19 protein-coding genes are annotated in these 22,526 nt (G+C 73.4%); 8 read left to right on the top strand and 11 right to left on the bottom strand.

The genetic code is table 11. The annotated features are described in order from the left end of the window. Window positions 1-38: 38 nt before the first annotated feature. The 8 genes from M2302_RS02465 to M2302_RS02430 all read right to left on the bottom strand — a co-directional run bounded on the left by M2302_RS02465 (window position 39) and on the right by M2302_RS02430 (window position 10,367). Window positions 39-818, bottom strand: a complete 780-nt coding sequence (locus M2302_RS02465; protein WP_280836335.1) for a zf-HC2 domain-containing protein — start codon at window positions 816-818, stop codon at window positions 39-41. Beyond that, window positions 815-1,513, bottom strand: coding sequence for a sigma-70 family RNA polymerase sigma factor (locus M2302_RS02460; RefSeq protein WP_088963279.1), 699 nt, complete (start codon window positions 1,511-1,513; stop codon window positions 815-817). The genes M2302_RS02465 and M2302_RS02460 overlap by 4 nt, the downstream gene beginning before the upstream one ends. Before the next feature lie 81 nt (window positions 1,514-1,594). Then, the gene (locus M2302_RS02455; RefSeq protein ID WP_280836334.1) at window positions 1,595-2,452 is read right to left on the bottom strand and encodes a fused MFS/spermidine synthase; all 858 of its coding nucleotides are present in this window, start codon (window positions 2,450-2,452) and stop codon (window positions 1,595-1,597) included. Continuing rightward, on the bottom strand, window positions 2,452-3,420 hold the full coding sequence (locus M2302_RS02450) for a hypothetical protein (protein WP_280836528.1): 969 nt from the start codon (window positions 3,418-3,420) through the stop codon (window positions 2,452-2,454). Before M2302_RS02450 ends, M2302_RS02455 begins: the two co-directional genes overlap by 1 nt. A 2-nt stretch (window positions 3,421-3,422) precedes the next feature. Next, entirely contained in the window at window positions 3,423-5,897 is a 2,475-nt protein-coding gene (locus M2302_RS02445) for an SMC family ATPase (RefSeq protein WP_280836333.1), read from the bottom strand. Continuing rightward, window positions 5,897-7,333 (bottom strand): transposase, encoded by a 1,437-nt coding sequence (locus M2302_RS02440; RefSeq protein WP_280836332.1) that lies wholly within the window; start codon window positions 7,331-7,333, stop codon window positions 5,897-5,899. Before M2302_RS02440 ends, M2302_RS02445 begins: the two co-directional genes overlap by 1 nt. A gap of 129 nt (window positions 7,334-7,462) precedes the next feature. Continuing rightward, window positions 7,463-8,605: an exonuclease SbcCD subunit D gene (locus M2302_RS02435; protein ID WP_280836331.1), complete on the bottom strand. Its 1,143-nt coding sequence runs from the start codon at window positions 8,603-8,605 to the stop codon at window positions 7,463-7,465. 13 nt (window positions 8,606-8,618) lie between these two features. Continuing rightward, on the bottom strand, window positions 8,619-10,367 hold the full coding sequence (locus tag M2302_RS02430; protein WP_280836330.1) for an ATP-binding protein: 1,749 nt from the start codon (window positions 10,365-10,367) through the stop codon (window positions 8,619-8,621). Between the two features lie 227 nt (window positions 10,368-10,594). Here M2302_RS02430 and M2302_RS02425 point away from each other — a divergent pair, with 227 nt between their 5' ends. Then, window positions 10,595-12,226, top strand: a complete 1,632-nt coding sequence (locus tag M2302_RS02425) for a hypothetical protein (RefSeq protein WP_280836329.1) — start codon at window positions 10,595-10,597, stop codon at window positions 12,224-12,226. On the opposite strand, the gene M2302_RS02420 is transcribed toward M2302_RS02425, so the two are convergent. After that, entirely contained in the window at window positions 12,156-12,641 is a 486-nt protein-coding gene (locus tag M2302_RS02420) for a hypothetical protein (RefSeq protein WP_280836328.1), read from the bottom strand. The genes M2302_RS02425 and M2302_RS02420 overlap by 71 nt on opposite strands. A 207-nt stretch (window positions 12,642-12,848) precedes the next feature. After that, window positions 12,849-13,634 (bottom strand): pyrimidine reductase family protein, encoded by a 786-nt coding sequence (locus M2302_RS02415; RefSeq protein WP_280836327.1) that lies wholly within the window; start codon window positions 13,632-13,634, stop codon window positions 12,849-12,851. A 150-nt stretch (window positions 13,635-13,784) separates the two neighbouring features. On the opposite strand from M2302_RS02415, the gene M2302_RS02410 reads away from it, so the two are divergent. The 6 genes from M2302_RS02410 to M2302_RS02385 all read left to right on the top strand — a co-directional run bounded on the left by M2302_RS02410 (window position 13,785) and on the right by M2302_RS02385 (window position 20,365). Beyond that, window positions 13,785-14,330 carry a plasmid pRiA4b ORF-3 family protein gene (locus M2302_RS02410; protein ID WP_280836326.1) on the top strand — a complete coding sequence of 182 codons (546 nt, stop codon included), beginning with the start codon at window positions 13,785-13,787 and terminating at the stop codon, window positions 14,328-14,330. Between the two features lie 236 nt (window positions 14,331-14,566). Next, window positions 14,567-15,865, top strand: a complete 1,299-nt coding sequence (locus tag M2302_RS02405) for an extracellular solute-binding protein (protein ID WP_280836325.1) — start codon at window positions 14,567-14,569, stop codon at window positions 15,863-15,865. A 113-nt stretch (window positions 15,866-15,978) separates the two neighbouring features. After that, complete coding sequence (locus M2302_RS02400; protein WP_280836324.1) at window positions 15,979-16,947, top strand: sugar ABC transporter permease; 969 nt, start codon at window positions 15,979-15,981, stop codon at window positions 16,945-16,947. A gap of 11 nt (window positions 16,948-16,958) precedes the next feature. Next, window positions 16,959-17,801 carry a carbohydrate ABC transporter permease gene (locus M2302_RS02395; RefSeq protein WP_280836323.1) on the top strand — a complete coding sequence of 281 codons (843 nt, stop codon included), beginning with the start codon at window positions 16,959-16,961 and terminating at the stop codon, window positions 17,799-17,801. Continuing rightward, entirely contained in the window at window positions 17,798-19,231 is a 1,434-nt protein-coding gene (locus M2302_RS02390) for a GH1 family beta-glucosidase (RefSeq protein ID WP_280836322.1), read from the top strand. The genes M2302_RS02395 and M2302_RS02390 overlap by 4 nt, the downstream gene beginning before the upstream one ends. Window positions 19,232-19,318: 87 nt before the next feature. After that, a complete protein-coding gene (locus tag M2302_RS02385; RefSeq protein WP_280836321.1) occupies window positions 19,319-20,365 on the top strand; it encodes a LacI family DNA-binding transcriptional regulator in 1,047 nt (348 codons plus the stop codon). Between the two features lie 105 nt (window positions 20,366-20,470). On the opposite strand, the gene M2302_RS02380 is transcribed toward M2302_RS02385, so the two are convergent. Continuing rightward, entirely contained in the window at window positions 20,471-21,589 is a 1,119-nt protein-coding gene (locus tag M2302_RS02380) for a phosphotransferase family protein (protein ID WP_280836320.1), read from the bottom strand. 149 nt (window positions 21,590-21,738) lie between these two features. On the opposite strand from M2302_RS02380, the gene M2302_RS02375 reads away from it, so the two are divergent. Beyond that, window positions 21,739-22,440, top strand: a complete 702-nt coding sequence (locus M2302_RS02375; RefSeq protein ID WP_280836319.1) for an amino acid-binding protein — start codon at window positions 21,739-21,741, stop codon at window positions 22,438-22,440. Window positions 22,441-22,526: the final 86 nt, after the last annotated feature.

Below are 22,526 nucleotides of genomic sequence, written 5' to 3'. Positions count from 1 at the left end.
GGCCCACGCGGGGCCGGCGCCGATCGGGAGTTCGCCGGTCAGGGGACGACGGTCACCAGCGGGCTGGCCACCCCGTTCGCGTCGACCGACTGCACCTGGACCTTGGCGATGTCGCCGGGCGGCGCCGAGGTGGACGCCTCCAGTTGGAGGTCCTGCGGGTTCAGGTTGGTGCCGTAGCCGCCGCCCGGCACCGACCAGGTGGAGACCACCTCGGTGGTGGAGTTCTTGCGCACCACCACCAGCCGGCAGGTGCGCGGACCGGGCAGCCGGGTCAGGTTGAACCCGATCCAGGTGCCGTACTCCTTGCGGGCCAGCCACATGGTGGCCTTCACCCCGGTGCTCGGGTCGGTGGCGTCGTGCTGGTCGCCCTCGATCTCGTTGCCGCCGACGGCCGGCCCGGAGCGGGTCGGCTGCGGGCTCGCCGGCCCGTCCACCGTCGCGGTCACCGTCGGCTCGGCGACCACCTGGTCGCCGACGCGGTTGCCGTCGAGGACGGCCACCCCCAGGCCGCTCAGCGCGCCGACCGCCACCACCGCGGCGGCGGTGGCGAAGACCCGCCGGAACTGGGCGCGACGCCGGTGGGTGCGGACCGCGACCAGGGTACGGTCCAGCAGGGCCGGGTCGGTGGCGGTGTGCTCCATCGCCATCATCGTCTCGCCGTCGATGTCGGAGAGCAGCCCCACCACCGGGACCATCGTCTCCAGCTCCGCGGCGCAGGCCCAGCACGTGGCGAGGTGCTCCTCGAACCGTTCGGTGTCCTGCTCGTCCAGCACGCCGAGCGCGTACGCGGCAACGTCCATGTGGTCTGCCCGGCTCATTCCGTCACCCCCCTCTCCTGCAGAGCCGTGCGCAGCGCGCGCAGCGCGTAGTAGACCCGCGACTTGGCGGTGCCGAGCGGAAGGCCCAGCTCCTCGGCCGCCTCCGGCACCGTGCGGCCCCGGAAGTACGTGGCCACCAGGATCTCCCGGTGCGACTGGCTCAGGGTACGCAGCGCGTCGGCCACGGTCATGGTGCGCAGCACCCGGTCGGTGCTGTCCGCCTCGGCGAACGCGGTCAGGTCCCGGTCGTACGTCTCCGCCGGTCGGGCCTGCTCACTGCGGTGCTCGTCGATGGCGATCCTCCGGGCCACGGTCACCAGCCAGGGCCGAAGCGAACCCTGGCCCTGCACGCCGAGGCGGTGCGCGTTGCGCCAGGCCCGCAGCAGGGTCTCCTGCACGATGTCCTCGGCGCGCTGCCGGTCACCGCCGGTCAGCCGCATCACGAACATCAGCAGCGGCCCGGCGTGCTCGGCGTAGAGCAGCCGGACGAGCTGGTCGGAATGGCTGGCCTCGGGGGACGCCGCCTGGTGGCGTCCGGGCGCCGGTCGCGGCGTCACCGGGCCATTCTGGCGATCGGTGGGGCCCGCGTCGACCCCCCGGCCCGACCTCGAGGCACGGGACTGGGGCTGGGCCCGGGCGAACATCCACCCTGGCCTGGCCATCTCGCCGTGCAAGCCGGCCGCGACCGCGTGCATGCAGACCTCCTGGTGTCCCCTCGACATCAGCCGGCCCACGGGGAGGGCCGCCCCGTGATACGTGCGGGTCGGCCCGGCGGATCAACGACGTACCGAAAAAATTCCGGGCGGCGGTGGGGTGGAGTCGGTCGCGTCGGCGTCGCGCACCACCAGGGCGCCCCCGGCGAACCGGTCGAGTTCCGCGCCGGCCACCACCCGGCCGGGGAACCAGTCCCCGGCGGCGCGCCGGGTCAGCTCCGGCACCGGCGGCTCGATCCGGCCCGCGACCAGCACCAGGTTGCCGTAGCGGCGCCCGCGCAGCACCGCCGCGTCGCCGACCAGGCAGGCCCGGGGCAGCACCGTGCGGACCGTGGCCACCTGGGCCCGGGCGTGCCGCAGCGGCGGACCGTCGGCGAGATTGGCCAGGTACCAGCCGGACGGGGCCAGCACCCGGGCCACCTCGGCGGCGTACTCGACCGAGGTGAGGTGCGCCGGGGTGCGCGCGCCGGCGAACACGTCGGCGACCACCACGTCGTACGCGGCGTCCCGGGTGGACGCGAGGGTCGCGCGGGCGTCGGCGACCCGCACCTTCAGCCGGGGGTCGGTAGGCCAGGGCAGCGCCCGCCGCACCAGCTCGACGAGCGCGCCGTCCACCTCGGACACCCGCTGGGTGGAGCCGGGGCGGGTGGCCTGGAGGTAGCGGGGCAGAGTCAGGGCGCCGCCGCCCAGGTGCAGCACCCGCAGCGGCGCGCCGGCCGGGGCGAGCAGGTCGAGCGCCGCGCCGATCCGGCGGACGTACTCGAACTCCAGGTGGGTCGGGTCGGCCAGGTCCACGTGCGACTGCGGGGCGCCGTCGAGCAGCAGGGTCCACGAGCGGGGCCGGTCCGGGTCCGGCACCAGCTCGGCCTCGCCGGTGTCGACCGGCGCGACGACCCGGTCGTCGCCACGGCGGCGACCCATCAGCGGCCCGCCGTGCCGGCCCGGGTGGCCATCGTCAGCGCCCGGTGCAGCAGCCGGGCGTCGCCGAGCAGCCCGCGCAGCCGCCGCTCCAGCCCGGCGATCGGCACCAGGTTCTGCGGGGCGCGCGGGTCCTTGTACGGCGAGGAAGCGAACCGGGGCAGCGTCACCAGCGACAGGTCGGCCAGCGCGATCGCCTCCTCCGGTGGCAGCTCCGCCGAGCATTCCATCCGCACGATGCCGGCCCAGGGCGCGCCGAGCGCCACCGGCAGCCGCAGATACCAGGACCAGCCGCCCCAGGCGGTGCCGAGCCGGAACACCGGGGACCGCTCGCCCGGCGCGAGCCCGGTGACCACCGCGGTGAGCCGGGCGTCGAGGTACTGGCTGTGCTGCGTCTTGATGTAGCCCAGGGTGCGCGGCAGCTGCCGCCGGCTGCGCAGCGGCCCGTCCACCACCAGCAGGTCGCCGTCCACCCGCGCGGCGTCGGAGACCGCCACCTCCAGCGCGGTCAGTGGCGCCTGCACCGCCGCGGGGAGCTTGCTCAGCTCGCCCGTGCCGCCCACCCGGTGCACCGGGTAGCGGACCCGCCCGCAGACCACCTCCTGCGCCGACGGGCTGGCGGTGAACAGCCCGCGCCCGACCTGCGCGCCGGCCAGCTCCGCCGCGCCCCGCTCCAGGTCGCAGCGGACCACCCCGGCCGCGTACGAGGCGGCGATGCCGGGGAACGAGGCACCGTCGTCCTCGGCCGTCCAGACGCTGGCGTCGATCCGGCGTACCCCGTCGACGAGCAGCACCACGTCCGGCGAGCGCAGGCCCGGGCGGGGGCCGATCGCCCGCCAGTCCACGGCCGGCAGCTCGACGTCCGCCTCGACCTGGGCGCTGCTCTGCGCCGCCGGCCCACCCACCGAGGCCTCGAAGGAGGCACCGTACGACGGGTCCCAGGCGTCGACGAAGAGCCGCGGCCCGGTCACGCTCACAGGCCGGTCCGTTCGACGCGGGCCGTGCGGGCGTCCTTGCGGACCTCGTAGCGCACCGGGATCCGCTCGGCCAGCGCCGGCACGTGGGTCACCACGCCGACCATCCGGTCGCCCCGGGCGGCCAGGCTCTCCAGGGTGGCGGCCACCGTGTCCAGGGTCGCCGCGTCGAGGGTGCCGAAGCCCTCGTCCAGCACGATCGACTCCAGGCTGGCCGCGGTGGTGGACATCCCGGCGAGCTGCTCGGACAGCGCCAGCGCCAGGGCCAGCGACGCCTGGAACGTCTCCCCGCCGGAGAGGGTGCGCACGCCCCGGCGCAGCCCCGCGTCGTGGTGGTCGACCACGGCGAACTCGCCCTTGTCGTGGACCAGGTCGTACTGGCCGTTGGAGAGGTCGCGCAGGATCCGGGAGGCGCCGTCGACCAGCAGGTCGAGCGCCTCGGCGAGCAGCCACCGCTCGAAGTTGTTGGCCCGCAGGTGACCGGCGAGCGCCCGCGCGACGCGGGCCTGCCGCTCGTGTTCGTCCCGCTGCCGGCGCAGCTCACCGGCCTGCTCGCGGCGTTCCTCGATGCGGCGCCGGTCCGCCTCGGCCCGCTCGGCGGCGACCGCGACCGCGTGGACCGGGTCGTCGGCGGGCGGCAGCCCGGCGGCCGACAGCAGCGCGGCCAGCCGTTCCTCCACCGCCTCGGCGGCCGCCTGTGCCCCGGTCACCGCCTCGGCCAGCCCGACCCGTTCCGCCCGCCGCCGCTGCGCCTGCCCGGCGGTCCAGTCGACCAGGGTGGCCCAGGCGGCGGCGACGTCGTCCCGGTCGGTGGCCGGTGGCCCGAAGCGGGCCAGCCCGTCCCGGGCGGTGTCGAAGCCGCGCCAGGCGGCGCGTAGCCGCTCCTGCGCCGCGTCCAGCGCGCCCCGCGCCCGCCGGGCGGCGTCCCGGCCGGCGCGTACCGCCCCCGCCGCCTCGTCGAGGGCCCGGCGCAGCCGGGCGTGCTCGTCCAGCGCCGCGCGCAGCGCCGTCGGCGTCGCCGCGTCGGCGAGCTGGACGTCCAGTTCGGACAAGCGGGCCGCGAGCTGGTCGTGTCGGGCGCGGGCGTGCACCAGCACCCGCTCCAGGTCGCGGGCCGCCGCGTCGCGCTCCTGCACCAGCGCCTGGGCCGCCTTGCTGGCCGCCCGCGCCGCCTTGCCGGCGGCGGTGGCCGCGGCCACCGCCGAGCCGGCCGGCACCGCCGGCACCCGGGCCACGGTCTGCTCGCACACCGGGCAGGTGCCGCCGTCGACCAGGTGCGCCCGCAGGGCGACCGCCTGGTCGGTGGCCTTGGCCTCCTCGTGGGCGCGGAACGCCGCCTCCAGCTCGGCCTCGGCCCGGGCCGAGGCCTCCCGCGCCGCCGTCAGGGCCGCCACCGCCGCGTCGTGCTCCCGCTGCGCCTCGGCGACCGCCGCGCGGACCGTCTCGGCCTCGCCGGTCAGCCGCTCCCGATCGGTGTACGCCCGCAGCAGCAGCCGCAGCGTGCTCTCGTCGCCGGCCCCGGCCAGCTCGCCGCGCAGCTTCTCCTCGCGCTCCTCGGCCAGCGTCACCGCGGCCGCCGCCTCGTCGGCCGCCGCCCGGGCGGTGGTCACGGCCCGGGCCACCTCGGCCACCCCGTCCGGCGCCCGCACCCCGCTCAGCCCGGCCAGATCCGCGTCGAGGTCGGCCAGCGCCGCCGTCGCCGCCCGGGCCGCCGCCCGCGCGCTCTCCCGCTCGGGTACGGCCGACCCGACCGCCTCAGACAGCTCGCGCATCCGGTCGACCTGCGCGGTCGCGGCGGCCAGCGCCGCGTCGTCGACGTCGGTCAGCCCGGCGAGCACCTTGTCCACCGCGGCCAACCCCGCCTCGGCCTGGCCGGCCCGTTCGGTGGCGCGCTTCTGCACCTCCTCGTAGACGCCGAGGCCGAGCAGGTTGACCAGGATCTGCTGCCGGGTGGCCGGCTTGGCGTGCAGGAAGTCGGCGAACTGCCCCTGCGGCAGCAGCACGCAGGAGGTGAACTGCTCGTACGGCAGCCCGACCGCCGCCAGCACCGCCTGCTCCATCTCGGCCGGCGTCCCGGCGACCACCTCGCCCAGGTCCTCCGGGCTCAGCCCGGTGTCCAGCTTGGTGACGTCGAAGCCGGCCGGCATGAGCTGCAACCCGGCGTTGGCCGTCTTGACGTTGCCCCGGCCGTCCCGGCGGACCACCCGGGTGGCCACGTAGCGGGAACCGGCGGACTCGAAGACCAGCCGGACCCGCGCCTCGGTGGCCGACGGGGCGAGCGCGTTCGCCAGGCCCCGCGTGCCGCCCCAGCGGGGCACCGTGCCGTAGAGGGCGAAGCAGATCGCGTCCAGCACCGTCGACTTGCCCGAGCCGGTCGGGCCGACCAGCGCGAAGAAGTCGGCGTCGGTGAAGTCGACCGTGGTCTCGTCCCGGAAGACGGTGAAGCCCGCCATGTCCAGCCGCATCGGACGCATCAGCGCTCGACCTGCTTCCTACTGGTGCTCGTTGCTGAGCAGTTCGGATGTTTCGCTCTCCGCCCGGTGGTGGCCGGGCTGGAGTCCTGGACCGGCAGTCTGGTCCGGTGGCGATCGGTCCGGTCCTGCAAGATCTGCTTCACCCGATGATGTGGGGTATGCAGGGCGATGTCGGGGTCGACTGCTCGTTGCAGGATGTTGATCGCGGCGTTCACGTCGGCCTGCCACACCACCCCGCACGGAATGCAGTGAAGCCGGTCCCCACTACGTCGGCGAAGGCTGCCGCAGCGGTGACACGCTTGTGAGGTGTAGGCGGCGTTGACGTGTACGAGCGCAGAACCTCTGCGCTCCGACACGTTCGTCAGCGCCTCGGCGGTGACCCCTTTGGTCCACGCGGCGAGGCGCCGGTTGAGGTTCCTGCCGAACCTCTTGCGCCCGGCAAAGCGCTTGGTGAGGTCTTCGGCGACGACGGTGGCGGCCTTGTCGACGACCCGGTGCACGGCGGTGAAAATTTCCGTGCGGACCCGGGCGCGATGGCGAGCGGCTTGCCGGTCCCGCTTGACGGTCCCGAGATTGTTGCGCCTGATCCGGTGCGCTTTCGCCTGGTCGCCACGTAAGGCAGCGTTGTTCGCGATCGAGCGCAGCTTTGCCCGACGCCGGTTACGTTCCTTCAACTGATCCGACTCACTGGAAAGCAACTCACCGAGGCTCCCGCCGTGGTGGTCCCCATCGGAGTCGGTCAGGGCTTCGGTGTATCCCTTGTCGACGCCGATCGTCCGTTCGCCGCAAGGCCGCTGAGACGATCGCAGCTGCGACGCGTCGATCTGGTAGTGCACCTCCACCTGGCCGGCACGCAGGATCAGCCGCAGCGTGCCGGTCGGAGCGACGATCGTCGACAGCGGGATCTTGACCATCCTGCGACGTTGCAGTCCGGGAATTGCGAGCCACAGGTGGCCACGCTCGTCAGCGATGACGTTGTACTGGTCGGCGCGCACCACGATCTGATCGTGCGTGCGATTGCAGCCACGTTTCCAATGCTTGCGCATCTGCCGAGCCAGGAACGGTTCACTGGCCCACTGGCCAGTCCTCAGCGCCGTCAACATCCGCTTGCGCTCGGTGGGATCGCTTGTGCGCCGGCCAACCGCCCGGCGAACCTGCACCGTGGCCGCCGCCAGATTCGCTCTGATGTCGGCCATGGCGTCGCGGACGGTCTCCTTCCACGCATTCGCCAACACACCGAACTGCTCGTGGGTGCCGTCGGCCAACCACCAATCCCGCACCCGCCGGTCCGTCAACCCTGACCCGACACCGGCGACCGACCCGTAACGCTGCCACACCTCGCTGCGAACCCGACCCAATCGGCGAGCCTGCTCCACCAATTCCGCATACTTGCCTGGGTTGAGTGCCGTCGAGTACGCGACCCGGGTGACTTTCACCGTTCGCCCCTCACGGTAAAAAGTGGCCCTGTCGGTTCGCGCTTGCTCAGCGTCGAGACACATACGGCCGCCACCGGAAGTGCGTACGAGCGCCAGCAGGTCCTCAAAGCAGGGAAAGCCGCCAACTGGTCACACCTCCTCGAAGAGCTCGTCGAAGAGCTCCCGCACGCCGTCGTCGTCGTGGCCCCGGCTGTCCAGGTAGTCGGCGAACAGCTCCCGGGGGGAGCGGCCGGCCCGCTGGGCGACCCGGGTGCCGCTGCCCGGGGCCGGGACCAGCTCCGGGTCGATCCGGATCTCCAGCGCCCGGGGGAGCAGTTCCTGCACCTCCTCGCGCAGGCCGGCCCGCGGCTGCTCGCGGACGAACACCCGCAGCCAGCCCTCGGGCGGGGTCAACTCGGCCAGTTGGGCGAGGGTGCCCCGCACCGTGCGCAGCGGCACCGCCGCCGGCACCGGCACCTCGCGGACCTGCGCGGCGGTCTGCGCGGTGACCTCCACCAGCGTCACCGAGCAGACGTTCTCCTGCTCGCCGAAGTCGACCGCCAGCGGGCTGCCGCTGTAGCGGATCGGGCAGGGCCCGATCACCCGCTGCGAGCGGTGCAGGTGGCCCAGCGCCACGTAGTGGGCGTTGCCGGGGAAGACCGTCGCCGGCACGGCGTAGCCGAGCACGGTGTGCGCGTCCCGCTCGCCGCCGCCGGTGGTCGCGCCGACCACGGTGACGTGGGCGGTGACCAGGTGCACCCGGCCCGGTTCGGTGAAACCCTCGGTGAGCCGGGCGAGGACCCGGCCGAGGTGGTCGGCGTACGTCTGGGTGGCCTCGGCGGCGGTCAGCTCGTACATCTCCACCGCGCGGACGGCGTACCGCTGGGAGAGGAAGGGCAGCGCGGCGAGCTGCCAGCGCTCGCCGTCGCGGGTGGTGCCCTCGATGACGTGCTCGGCCGGGTTCTCCCGGACGCCGCCGCGCAGCGTGATGCCGGCCGCCTCGGCCCACGGGCGCAGCGCGTCCAGGGCCTGGCCGTTGTCGTGGTTGCCGCCGATCGCCACCACGTCGGCGCCGGTGCGCCGCAGCGCGGTCAGCGCCCGGGTGACCAGTCGGGTCGCCTCCGGGCTGGGAGCGGCGGTGTCGTAGAGGTCGCCGGCGACGATCACCAGGTCGGGGCGCTCGTCGCGGGCGATCTCGATGACCCCGGCCAGCACCTGCTTGTGCTCGTCGGCGCGGGACTGCCCCTTGAGCACCTTGCCGACGTGCCAGTCCGAGGTGTGCAGGATCTTCATGGGTGCGCGCTCCCTAGAACGGGATGTCGTCGTCGCCGGCGCCCGAGCCGACCACCGCGAACGGGTCGGCCGACTGGGTGATCGAGCGCAGCGTCTGCGAGGGGGGCCGGCCCGCCTCGGAGACCCGGGTGGCCCAGGCCGGGAAGGGGAACTCCAGGCAGAGCGGGACCGGGATGTCGGGCTGGTTGACGAACATGGTGCCCGGCTTGGCCAGCAGTGCCCGCTGACGCTGGGCCGGCGGGAGGAAGCCGTACTCGGGGCGGGACGCCTCGGCCGGGTCGAGCCGGCCGACCACCCGGATCGCCGAGTTGGTGACGATCCGCCGCTCCACCTCGCTCGCCGTCTGCTGCGCGCCGATCAGGATCACCCCGAGCGAGCGGCCCCGCTCGGCGATGTCGAGCAGCACCTCCTTGATCGGGGAGGAGCCCTCGCGCGGGGCGTACTTGTTGAGCTCGTCGAGGACGACGAAGAGCAGCGGCTTGGCGGTGCCGGACTTCTCCTTGCGCTCGAACTCGCTCTTGAGCGTCACACCGACCACGAAGCGCTGTGCGCGGTCCGGCAGGTTGTGCAGGTCGACCACGGTGACCTGGGCGCTCTCGGCGGTGTTGATGCTGTGCGGGCGGCGGGTGGCCAGGTCGCCCCGGATCAGCCGGCCCAGGTCCTTCTTGCTGCCGATCAGCCGGCGGGCGAAGGCGTTGACCGTGCCGAGGCCGACCGCGCTGCCCGCCCAGTCACTCCGGGTCTCGTCGTCGTTGAGCTGCTCGACGATGTGGTCGACCAGGTCGGCGTACGAGCCGAGCCGGACCCCGTCGACGCTCACCCCGCCGTCGGCGGGCTGGGCGTACCGGGCCAGGTGGGCGGCGACCGAGTGGACCACCATCGTGTACTGCTGGCGCTCGTCGTCGGCGTCGGCGAAGACGTACGGCAGGAGGCGGTCGGCGCAGAACTCGCTCAGCGTCCAGTAGAAGCTGTCCACGCCGGTGAGCCGGCTGCTCACGTCCGGCGTGCCGGAGGCGTCGCCGACCCGGGGCGGGGCGTAGACCCGCACGTCGGGGAAGGCCCCGGCGTCCAGCCCGAGCTTCGCGTACGCGGCCCGGGTCGGGTCGTCGAGCCGGGCGTTGGGGTGGTCGAGGAAGAGCAGGTCCTCGCCCTTGACGTTGAAGATCAGCGCCTTGGCGTTGACCGCGTCGCCGCCGAGCACCCCGGAGCGGAAGACCGAGTAGAGCAGGAAGGTGGCGAAGCTGGTCTTGGTGGCCACGCCGGAGATGCCGGAGATGGAGACGTGCGCGCCCCGGCTGCCGTCGAGGAAGTCGGCGTTGAGGTAGACCGGGACGCCGTCGCGGCCCATGCCCATCGGGATGCGCCGCTCCATCCGGTCGAAGTGCAGCGCCCGCGCCCGGGCGTCGCCCTCGGCCCGGTAGACCGCCGCGCCCGGCGCGGGCGGCACGTAGAACTCCGGGTCGACCCGGGTCGTGGTGATCTCGGCGGCCTCCTGCACCTGGGCGGGGAGGGTGCCGTCGGCGATGGCGAACACGTCCGAGTCGAACTGGGCGCCCTCGTGCCGGGCCCGGACCTGGGTGACCACCCCGGCGATGGTGACCGGCTCCCGGTCGGGCAGCTCACGCCGGGTGACGACCACGTCGTCGAGCTGGAGGTAGCTGTCGGGGGAGACGGCGGTCCAGAACTGCAGCGGGGTGGCGTCGGCGGTGCCGAGCACCCGGCCGACCGGCTGGCCCGGGCCGTCGAGCAGGTCGTCGGTCATCGGGGGACTCCGGTCAGCTGCTCGTCTGGGTCAGGGCGCACGCCCTGCATCCTGCCCGAGGAGTACGACACGTTGCCACGCGACGCGGCGGACGCCACGCGCCGTCGTCGCGGGCCGTCGCGCTGCGGGACGGCGTGACCACGGTGCGTCTCCCTCGTCCGCGCGATTCCGCCACCGAGGGGCGGGATCCGCGAGAGCATCGGAGGGCCGCGAGAGCGAGGAGCGCCGTGGGGACGACACGAGGCCGACTGGTGGGGCTGCTCGGTCTCGCCGCGCTGCCCCCGGTGCTGGAGGAGGCGCTGCTGGTCGGCGTCGGCCTGCACGCGGCCCGGGGCCTGGCCCCGCAGGCCACCGCCGTGTGGCCGTACGACTCGTACCACGACCTGCGCTGGCTGCTGGTCTACCACAACTCCTGGGAGATGTTCCTGGTCGGCCTGCTGCTGCTGACCGTGCTCCGGGGCGTGCTCTCCGCCGGGCTGACCGCGCTGGCCTGGCCCGCCGGGATGCCGCGCCCGTCCTGGGGTTGGCTGATCCGGCGCAACCTGGAGGTCGCGGCGGTCGCCGCGGCGGTCATCTCGCCGTGGGCCGCGCTCTCCGTCGCCTTCTCGGCGGTGGCGTTGTCGTGGTACCTGTTCGCCTCGCTCGGCCCGATGCTGGTGCTCGCCCCCTTCCTGCTCCGGGCCGGGGTGGTGAGCCGGTGGTGGAAGGGGCTGCCGACCATCGAGCTGTTCGGCTGGGCGTCGCTGAACTTCGTGGTGCTGACCCTGGCCGGCGCGGTGATCTCCAGCACCCCCGGGTGGTGGACGGTGCTGGTGGCCGGTCTGGCCGGCGTGGCGAACGGGCTGCTCTGGCAGCGGACCGTGGCCGCCGCGACGGCGCCGGTCCGGCGCTGGGCGCGGGTGCCGGTCGGCCCGATCGCGATCGTGCTCACCCTGGCCGGCGCCATCTGGGCCCAGGCGTTCATCGGGTTCGCGGCCGGTGGGGGGCAGGGGCAGTGGCGGCCACCGGTGCTCACCGAGCGGTTGCCCGACCGGGTGCCCCACGCGGTGATCGTCCTGGGCGGGCACAACTCGAGCTGGGACGGGACTCCTGCCGCCGACCCGCGGGTCGAGCGCTTCTCCTACCGGGGCCTGGACGCGCAGGGCCGGCCCCTGCCGTACCCAGCCGGGGCGACCCACCGGTCGCTGGATTCCAGCAGCGCCCTGCTCGCCGACCAGATCGAGTCCGTGCACCGGCGCACCGGACGCCCGGTGGCCCTGTTGGGGCAGAGCGAAGGTTCGATGGTGGCTCGCACCTACCTGGAGCGGCTTCCGCGCGGCCCGGTGACCGCGGTGGTGATGTTCAGTCCGCTGGTCCAGGCCGGCCGGACCTACTACCCGCCGCCCGGGCACGCCGGCTGGGGAGTGGCGGCCGGTTGGGAGCTGCGGGTCATGTTCTGGCTGGCGAACCTGCCCCTGGAGGTGAAGGACGAGCCCGACAGTTCGTTCGTGCGGTCGGTGCTGAGCAACGCGCCGTTCTACCGCAACCGCACCCTCTGCCCGGTCGCCGGGGTCCGGATGATCGCCTTCCTGCCGACGGTCAGCGCCGCGGAGGCCCCGCCCGGGGAGTACAGCCGCGTCCCGGTCTACCAGCAGCCCGCGCTGCACGGCGGTCTGGTCGGCGACCGGGCGGTGGAGGACCAGGTGGTCGCGTTCCTGGCGGGGGAGCCGGTGGAGATGCCGCGGCCGGAGTACGGCCTGCTGCAACGGCTGGGCGCAGCCTGGCAGGCCCCGCCGCTGGCCCTCATGCTCAATCCGATCTGGTCGGCGACCAGGGAGGGGGATCCGGCGATGACGGGCCGGGTCTGCGAGCCCCGCTGAACCCACCCGTGGCCCGGCCCACACGACGGTGTCGCAGCAGCAGCCACAGGACCGCGGCGTCGAGCCCCACCACCAGCAGCGCCGGAACCGGCGCGTACGGGAACAGCAGCAGCTCGACGGCGGCGCTCAGGGCGGCGCAGCCGAGGGCGACCGACGTCGTGCCCCGGCGTCCGGTGGCCGCCGCCAGGCCGCCGAGCGTGACCGCCGCGCCGATCGCGACGTGCAGCCAGGCCCAGCCGGTGATGTCGACGAGGTACATGCCCCGGCCGGTCTGCACGACGAACGGGTCGGCGGTCGTGGTGGCCCACGCGGACAGCAGGTCCACCAGGCCGCTGGTGGTCAGCAGGGTGCCGGCCAGCAGCGGTGGGCCGGGTCGCTGCGCCCCGGTGGTGTCGACCGGCTGAGGAAACCCCATCTGCCCAGGTTAGGGCCGGCACGTGAGTTCTCCGCCGCGAACAGCAGGGACCCGCGCCCGTCGTCGTGGCCCGCAACCCACACACCGACAGCGAAAGAGACGGGCCGGGGCGGACTGTCCGCGTACCCCGTTGGTGGCGGCCGGGGGACGGCCCGGCGCGGCCGGGGCGCGCCCGATGGCCGGCGGACCGGCAGTCCAGGGCGGCCGCTAGGCGGGCGGGGCGGCTCCGGCGGGCGGCGTCCCGGCGGCGTCCCGGGCGTGGCGCAGCATCAGCACGCCGTCGTCGGCGGCGAGCACGTGCCGCAGCGGCAGCTCCCGGGGCGCGCCCGGGTCGCCGGCGGTGATCCGGCCGGGGCCCGCTCCGGCGAGCAGCGGGGCGACGGTCAGGCAGAGCTCGTCGACCACGTCGGCGGCGGTGAGCGCGCCGAACAGGTGCGGGCCGCCCTCGCAGAGCACCTGGTCCAGCCCCCGCCGGCGCAGGTCGGCCAGGCCGGCGGCGAGGTCCACCCGCTCGTCGCCGCAGCGGACCAGCTCGGCGACGTCGGTCAGCCCCGGGGGCGGCTCGGCGCCGGCGTGGGTCAGCACGACGGGTCGCACCGGCGCGTCGGCGAACGCGGCCTGCGCCGGGTCGAGGTCCAGCGACCCGGAGACGACCACCAGGGTGGGGTACTCGGGCAGCCCCCGCTCGCGCCGCCAGGCCCGGCGCGGCTCGCTCAGCCGCACCGCGCGGTAGCCCTCGTGCCGCAGCGTGCCGGCGGCCACCAGCAACCCGTCGCAGAGCATCCGGAGCAGCCCGAAGACCCGCTTGTCGGGCCCGCCGGAGAGCCCGGCGGAGTAGCCGTCCAGGGTGACCGCGCCGTCGAGGCTGGCCACGAAGTTGACCCGCAGGTGCGGGCGGTCGGCGCGACCGTAGAGCGCGGTCAGCTCGGCGTCGTCCAGGGGCGGGGTGGCCGGCGTCGGCCAGATCCGGCGGATCGGGATTCCGACGGTCATTCGCCGGCCGGACCGGTGACCGGAGGGATGGGTCCGGGGGTACGGTGCTGGCAGTCGCACCACTTCCGGCCGGGACAGTCGTCGTGCCGCCGCTCCCGGCAGGCTCGGCAGATCATGTCGGCAGCCTATGCGGTGGGAGGAGGGGGCAGCATGCCACGTCAGATCTTCCAGCTGAAGATGTCCCTCGCCGGGGTCCGCCCGCCGGTCTGGCGGCGGGTGCTGGTGCCCGGCGGTTACACCCTCGACCGGTTGCACCGGGTGGTGCAGCACGCCATGGGGTGGCGCGACTGCCACCTGCACTCGTTCGAGATCGACGGGCTGCAGTACGGCGAGCCGGACCCGGACGGTGAGCTGTCGCTCCGCGACGAGCTGGATGTCCGGCTCGACGCGGTCCTCGGCAAGGGCAGCCGGTTCCGCTACACCTACGACTTCGGCGACTGGTGGGAGCACGACCTGGTGGTGGAGGACGCCTTCACCGCCGACCCGGAGGAGCGGTACCCGTCCTGCCTGGACGGCGAGCGCGCCTGCCCGCCGGAGGACGTCGGCGGCCCGTCCGGCTACCTGCTCCTGCTCGCTGCGCTCGCCGACCCGCGGCACCGGGAACACGCGGCGATGCGGGAGTGGACGGGCGGCGGCTTCGATCCCGCCCGGTTCGACCCGGGGCGGGCCAGCACGCTGCTGCGTCACCTCTGCTGATCCCCTCCGTCCGCTGAGGACCGGTCGAGGGCGTCGGCCGTAACGATCTGGGAACGCTCCCATCGGTCTATTGACACCCCTGACACCTCCCGGCAATCTCATGGGAGCGTTCCCAGGGCGTGGCGCGGATCACCACGCACACCGCCCGGGCCGACCCGGTCCGCCGGCCGGCGGGAGCGCGCAGATCACCCCCCACCACACCCAAACCCAGCCTCACCACTGAAAGAGGGGTCAGGATGAGCGTCACCACGCGGCGTACCCGCCTCGCGGCCGCCGCCCTGGCCGCGGTCACCGCACTCGGCGGTCTCGCGGCCTGCGGCAAGGACGACGACGACGCCACGGCGTCCGGCGGGAAGCCCGCCAAGCTGGTCGTGGACACCTTCGGCGAATTCGGCTACGACGAGATCGTCAAACAGTACGAGAAGGACACCGGCATCAAGGTCGAGCTGCGCAAGACCGCGCAGCTCAACGAGTACCGGCCGAAGATCGTCCGGGCGCTGGCCACCGGCAAGGGCGCCGCCGACGTGGTCGCCCTGGAGGAGGGCATCCTCAACGAGTTCAAGGCGAACCCGGCGAACTGGGCCGACCTCGGCAAGCTGGTCGCCAAGGACCACAGCAGCGAGTACCTGCCCTGGAAGTGGGAGCTGGGCAAGGCGCCGGACGGCCGGCTGATCGGCCTGCCCACCGACGTCGGCAGCCTCGCCGTCTGCTACCGGCGGGACCTCTTCCAGGCCGCCAAGCTCCCCGTCGAGCGCGACCAGGTCGCGGCCCTCTGGCCGGACTGGAACGCCTTCATCGAGACCGGCAAGAAGTACCGGGCCGCCACCGGCAAGGGCATGCTCGACTCGGTGACCACCGCCTCCAGCGCGGTGATGTTCCAGCAGGGCGGCGACCTGTTCTACGACAAGGACGACAACGTCGTCGCCGACACCAGCGCCTCGGTGAAGAGCGCCTGGGACACCGCGATCGCGATGGCCGACGCCAACATCACCGCCGAGACGGCCACCTGGTCGCCGGAGTGGTCGGCCGGCTTCAAGCAGGGCACCTTCGCCGCGACCTTCTGCCCGTCCTGGATGCTCGGCATCGTGCAGGAGAACTCCGGCCCGGAGAACAAGGGCAAGTGGGACGTGGCGCCGGTCCCCGGCGGCGCGGGCAACTGGGGCGGCTCCTGGCTCGCCGTGCCGACCCAGAGCAAGTACCCCAAGGAGGCGACGAAGCTCGCCGAGTACCTGACCAACGCGCAGAGCCAGGTGGCGGCCTTCAAGGCCAAGGGCCCGCTGCCGACCAACCTGGAGGCGCTGAAGAACCCGGAGTTCCTCGCCTACACCAACGAGTACTTCAACAACGCCCCGACCGGCAAGATCTTCGGTGACAGCGTCTCCAAGATCCAGCCGCTGCACCTCGGTCCGAAGCACCAGGCCGTGAAGGAGAACGCCTTCGAGCCGGCGCTGCGGTCGTACGAGAGCGGGCAGTCGACCAAGGACAAGGCCTGGGAGCAGTACGTCAAGGACGCCAAGACCCAGGGCGCTTTCTGAGCACTGACCCACCACGGCGAGTGGCGTCCGGGTCTCCCGGGCGCCACCGGCCGCGTCCCGATGCACGTACCGCCCGCCTCACCGGCCCCGCCGGCGCCGGGAAAGGATCCCGCATGAGCCTGTCGGCCACGACCGCGCCGCCGTCACCCACGGCGTCGCCACCCCCACCCACCCGGCGCCGCAGCCCGGCGCTGTCGCTCAACCGCCTCGACCTCAAGCTCTCCCCGTACCTCTACGTCGCCCCGTTCTTCGTCATCTTCGGCATCTTCGGGTTCTACCCGATGCTGCGCACCGCGTGGATGTCGCTGCACGACTGGAACCTGATCGGCGAGCACAGCTTCATCGGCGTGGACAACTACACCCGGCTGTTCACCGACGAGTACTTCTGGAACGCCACTGTCAACACCTTCGGCATCTTCCTGCTCTCGACGATCCCGCAGCTGCTGCTCGCGCTCTTCCTGGCGACCCTGCTCAACCGCACCTTGCTGCGCGCCCGGACGTTCTTCCGGATGGCCATCTTCATGCCGAACGTGGTGTCGGTCGCCGCCGTGGCGATCGTCTTCGGCATGCTCTTCCAGCGCGACTTCGGCCTGATCAACTGGCTGCTCGGCCTGGTCGGGATCGACGCGGTGGACTGGGACGCGCAGCGGTGGAGCTCCTGGACCGCCATCGCCTCCATGGTCAACTGGCGGTGGACCGGCTACAACACGCTCATCCTGCTGGCCGGCATGCAGGCCATCCCCAAGGACCTCTACGAGGCGGCGGCCATCGACGGCGCCAACCAGTGGAAGCAGTTCTGGCGGATCACCCTGCCGATGCTCACGCCGACCTTCGTCTTCGTGGTCACCCTCTCCACCATCGGCGGGCTCCAGCTCTTCACCGAGCCGCTCGTCTTCGCCAACGGCAACATCATCGGCGGCGACCAGCGCGAGTTCCAGACCCTGGCCATGTACATGTACGAACTGGGTATCGAGAACCTCAACACCGCCGGGTACGGCGCCGCCGTGGCCTGGGCGATGTTCGTGATGATCGCACTGGTCTCGCTGGTCAACTTCCTGCTCGTCCGCCGTACGGTCAAGTGAGGAGCGACCGAGTGAACTCCGCGTCCCAGCGCCTCTGGCGCACCAGCCCGCTGATGTACGTCGCCCTCGTGCTGGCGGTGCTCTTCTCGATCTACCCCTTCTACTACATGGTCGTCATCGCCACCCGCAGCCTGGACTCGATCAACGACGTGCCGCCGCCGGTCACCCCGGGCGGCTCGTTCGGCGACAACCTCGACCGGGTGCTCGCCAACGACGCGGCGAACTTCCTCACCGGCCTGCTCAACTCGGTGATCGTGGCCGGCGTCGTGACCGTCTCGGTGGTGATCACCGGGTCGCTGGCCGGCTTCGCCTTCGCCAAGCTGCGCTTCCGGGGCCGCAACATCCTGCTGCTGTCGATCATCGTGACCATGATGATCCCGACCCAGCTGGGCCTCATCCCGCTCTGGGGCATGATCCAGGACCTCGGCTGGTACGACACCCTCTACGCGGTGACCGTGCCCTTCCTGGTCAGCGCCTTCGGCGTGTTCATGATGCGGCAGTACGCCACCCAGGCCATCTCCGACGAGCTGATCGAGGCGGGCCGGGTCGACGGGGCCAGCACCTTCCGGATCTACTGGAACATCGTGCTGCCCGCGCTGCGCCCGGCCGCGGCCGTGCTCGGCCTGCTCACCTTCATGCAGACCTGGAACTCCTACCTGTGGCCGTACGCCGTGCTCACCCCGGAGAATCCGACCCTGCAGGTGTCCCTGGCCTTCCTCTCGTACGCCTACTACACCGACTACTCGCAGGTGTTCGCCGCGACCGCCATCGGTACCGCGCCGTTGGTGATCGTGTTCGCCCTGTTCGGCCGCCAGATCATTGGCGGGATCATGGAAGGTGCCGTCAAGTCGTGAGCAACCCAGACCACCCGCCCGCAGTCGGCGTACTCGACCAGGGGCCGGAACTGATCTTCCCGCCCGGCTTCCTGTGGGGCGCGGCGACCGCCGCGTACCAGATCGAGGGGGCGGCCACCGAGGGTGGCCGGACCCCGTCGATCTGGGACACGTTCAGCCACACCGAGGGGCGGGTGCTCGCCGGGCACACCGGTGACGTGGCCTGCGACCACTACCACCGGATGCCGTCCGACGTCCGGCTGATGGCCGAGCTGGGCCTGAAGTCGTACCGGTTCTCGGTGTCCTGGCCGCGGGTGCAGCCGGGCGGCTCGGGCCCGGCCAACGCCGAGGGCCTGGACTTCTACCGGCGGCTCGTCGACGAGCTGCTGGGGCACGGCATCGAGCCCTGGCTGACCCTCTACCACTGGGACCTGCCCCAGCCGCTTGAGGACGCCGGCGGCTGGCCGGCCCGGGACACCGCCGGGCGGTTCGCCGACTACGCCGAACTCGTCGCGGACGCCCTCGGCGACCGGGTGACGTACTGGACGACGCTGAACGAGCCCTGGTGCTCGGCGTTCCTCGGCTACGGCTCGGGCGTGCACGCGCCCGGCCGCTCCGACGGGGCGGACGCCGTCCGCGCCGGGCACCACCTGATGCTCGGCCACGGGCTGGCGGTGCAGGCGCTGCGGGCGTCCCGGCCGCAGGCCCAGCTCGGCATCACCGTCAACCTCTACCCGGTCACCCCGGCCAGCGACGCGCCCGCCGACGTCGACGCGGCCCGGCGGATCGACGCGCTGGCCAACCGGTTCTTCCTCGACCCGGTGCTGCGCGGGTCGTACCCGACCGACCTCGCCGCCGACCTGCGCGAGGTCACCGACTTCGGGCACGTGCGCGACGGCGACCTCGCGGTCATCTCCACCCCGCTGGACCTGGTCGGCGTCAACTACTACAGCCGGCACGTGGTCGCCGCCCCGGTCGAGGGCGCCGAGCCGGAGCCGTACTGGCGGGCGCCGTCGTGCTGGCCGGGCAGCGAGGACGTCCGGTTCGTCACCCGGGGCGTGCCGGTCACCGACATGGACTGGGAGATCGACGCCCCCGGCCTGACCGAGACGCTGCGTCGGGTCCACGAGGAGTACACCGACCTGCCGCTCTACGTCACCGAGAACGGCTCCGCCTTCGTCGACGCGGTGGTCGACGGGCAGGTCGACGACGGCGACCGGCTGGCGTACTTCGACGCCCACCTGCGGGCGGCGCACGAGGCGATCAACGCCGGGGTGCCCCTGCGCGGCTACTTCGCCTGGTCGCTGATGGATAATTTCGAATGGGCCTGGGGCTACACCAAGCGGTTCGGGATGGTCTGGATCGACTACGACAGCCAGGCCCGTATCCCCAAGTCCAGCGCCAGGTGGTACGCCGAGGTGATCCGACGTAACGGTCTGGCCGCACAATAGGCGAAGGCCAGCCAGTTCTCGGGCGGCTCCGCGCCCACCCGCTCCCCACGGGTGGCGCGGATCCGTCCGACGTCGGAGGAGCAGACGATGACAACGCAGCGCACCCGGTCGCTCGGGCGCCCGACCCTCGACGCGGTCGCCGCCCGCGCGGGCGTCGGGCGCGGCACGGTCTCCCGGGTCGTCAACGGCTCGCCGCAGGTCAGTCCGGAGGCCCGGGCCGCCGTCCAGCAGGCCATCGCGGAACTGGGGTACGTGCCGAACCGGGCCGCCCGGGCGCTGGTCACCCAGCGGACCGACTCGGTGGCCCTGGTGGTCTCCGAGTCCGGCGACCGGGTCTTCACCGAGCCGTTCTTCGCCGGCATCGTCCGGGGCGTCAGCTCCGGGCTGCTGGAGACGCCGTTGCAGCTCTGGCTGGCCATGGTGCAGTCCCCGATCGAGCGGGAACGGGTCGAGCACCACCTGACCAACCAGCACGTGGACGGGGTGCTGCTGCTGTCGCTGCACGACTCCGACCCGCTCCCCACGCTGCTGGAGGAGCGTGACCTGCCGACCGTGCTCGGCGGCCGGCCCGCGCGCATGCTCCAGCCCGGGGCGCGGCCGTCCTGGTTCGTCGACGTGGACAACGTCGGCGGCGCGCGGCAGGCGGTGGAGCACCTGGCCCAGCGGGGCCGGCGCCGGATCGCCACCATCGCCGGCCCGCAGGACATGGGCGCCGGCCTGGCCCGTCTCGCCGGCTACCGGGACGCCGTCCGGGCCGCCGGGGCCGAGGTCGACCCCCGCATGATCGCGTACGGAGACTTCAGCGAGGGCAGCGGAGCGGCCGCGATGCGCCGGCTGCTGGAGGCCTGCCCCGACCTGGACGCGGTCTTCGTCGCCTCCGACCTGATGGCGTTCGGCGCGCTGCGTACCCTGCGCGAGGCGGGGCGGCGGGTGCCCGAGGACGTGGCCGTCATCGGCTTCGACGACGCCCCGATCGCCCGGCAGGCCGACCCGCCGCTGACCACCGTCTTCCAGCCGGTCGAGGAGATGGGCCGCCAGATGGCGCGGCTGCTGGTCGCCCGCATCCGCGGCGACGAGATCCCCGCCCCCCACATCCTCCTCGACACCCAACTCATCCACCGCGCCTCCGCCTGACCCACCCCCTTAATGCGCGCACGTTCAGAGAAAGCGTGGCTATTCGGCCGTGAATAGCCACGCTTTCTCTGAACGTGCAGGCGGCGGGCGGCGAACCCGCCGTCGTCACCTTTCCCGGGCTGCGCGTAGGCCGTGCGTTACCAGTGGGGCCACCATGTCGCCGATGCGGTCGAAGCCGGGGCCGAGCGTCTGCCCGAGGGTGTGCCGGTAGTGGATGCCCTCGCAGATCACCGCGAGCTTGAAGCAGCCGAGCGCGACGTGCCAGTGCAGCGGCCCGACGTCGACGTCGCTGCGGCCGGCGTACCGCTCGATCAGCTCGGCGCCGGTGGGGAAGCCGGCGCGCGGGCCGAGGCCGTCGGCGACCGGGTTGCCGGCGGCGAGGTCGCTGTCGCCCAGCACGTCCCAGTAGGTCAGCAGCAGGCCGAGGTCGGCCAGCGGGTCGCCGAGGGTGGCCATCTCCCAGTCGAGCACGGCGCGCACCGACACCGGGTCGACGGTGGTGAGGAGGTTGTCCAGCCGGTAGTCGCCGTGCACGATCCGCCCGGCGTTGGCGCCCTCCGGAACGGTGCCGCCGAGCAGGTCGCGCAGCTCGTCGATGCCGGGCAGCGGACGGCTGCGGGATCGGTCGAGCTGGCCGGCCCAGCGGCGTACCTGCCGGCCGAGGTAGCCCTCGGGGCGGCCGAAGTCGGCCAGCCCGACCGTGGCCGGGTCGACGGTGTGCAGGGCGGCGAGGGTGTCCATCATCGCCAGGGCCAGGTCGCGCCGCTGCTCGGGGGGGAGCGGGTCGGTCTGGGCGCGGCTGCGGAACACCTCGCCACGGACCCGCTCCATCAGGTAGAAGGGCGCGCCGAGCACGTCGGTGTCGGCGCAGTGCAGCAGCGCCGCCGGGACCGGCACGTCGGTGGGCGCGAGGGCGGAGATCACCCGGAACTCGCGGGCCATGTCGTGCGCGGTGGCCAGCACGTGCCCCAGCGGAGGTCGGCGCAGCACCAGCTCCCGCTCGCCGACGCGCAGCAGGTAGGTCAGGTTCGACTTGCCCCCGGCGATCAGGGTGGCCGACAGCGGCGCGTCGGCCAGCTCGGGCCGGTGGGCGGCCAGGTAGCCGGCGAGCCGGTCGAGGTCCAGCCCTCTGGGGGATCCGTTCGGCGCGGCGGCGGTGGGCGGGGTGTCGGGGGCGGCCGGAGAACTTCCCGGCCGGAGCGCGTCGACGGCCGGATCGGTCATCCGAATAGTTGATGGCAGCTCAGCTTTCTTGTCAAGCCGGGGATTTCCCCCCGGGACATGCCGCTGCAACAGGGGCGAAATGGTCAACCGGGAGGCTGGTGCCCAGCCTGCCGGCCGCCACGGTCGGCCCGCCGAGCGGAGGGACAGACATGTTGCTGAGAGTTCGGGTGACCCTGCCGGACCGTCCCGGCACGCTCGGCCAGGTGGCCCGGACGCTCGGCGTCTCCGGCGCCGACATCGTCCAGGTGGTCGTCCTGGAACGGCTCGGCGGGCGGGCGGTGGACGACTTCACGGTGGTCTGGCCGGGCGCCGCCCGGCTGGAGCGGTTGATGGCGGGTCTGGCCGCCATCCCGGGGGTACGGGTGGACGGGGTCTGGCGGGCGATCGGCGCGCCGACCACCACCGGCCAGGACGCCGAGCTGCTGGCCCAGGTCGCCGCGAACCCCGCCGACGGGGTGGCCACTCTGGTCGACGCGGTGCCCGGGCTGCTCGCCGCCGACTGGGCGGTGGCCGCGGTCGTCCCGATGGACTGGGCCTCGCGGGCCGGCGGACGGACGGCGACGGTGGGGCACGCGAGCTGGCGGGCGCCCCAGCCGCCGCTGCTGCCCGAGGTGACCCCGCTGCGGGCGCGGGCGCTGACCGGCGCCGACGGCAGCCACTACGCGATCGCGCCGTTCGGCCGCAACGGCCTGGTGCTGGTGGTCGCGCGCGAGCACACCGAGCCGCTCACCGCGGCCGCCTTCCACTCCACCGAGGTGGACCGGCTGGCCCAGCTGGTCCGGGCCGGCGCGGTGATCCTCGGCGACCGGCTGGACCTGGTCGGGGCGCCCTCGGTGACCAGCGTCACCTGATCACGCGCAACGGTTCCCGGGGTGTCACCGCCGGGCAACGGCGTGGCAACAGCCCTCCGGCAGTCTCGTAGGTGGGGAAGGGAGCA

Origin of the sequence: Micromonospora sp. A200, assembly GCF_029893845.1 — a bacterium.
Lineage (GTDB): Bacteria > Actinomycetota > Actinomycetes > Mycobacteriales > Micromonosporaceae > Micromonospora > Micromonospora purpureochromogenes.
Note: the sequence above shows the minus strand (reverse complement) of the source record. Positions and strands in the feature narration are given on the sequence as shown.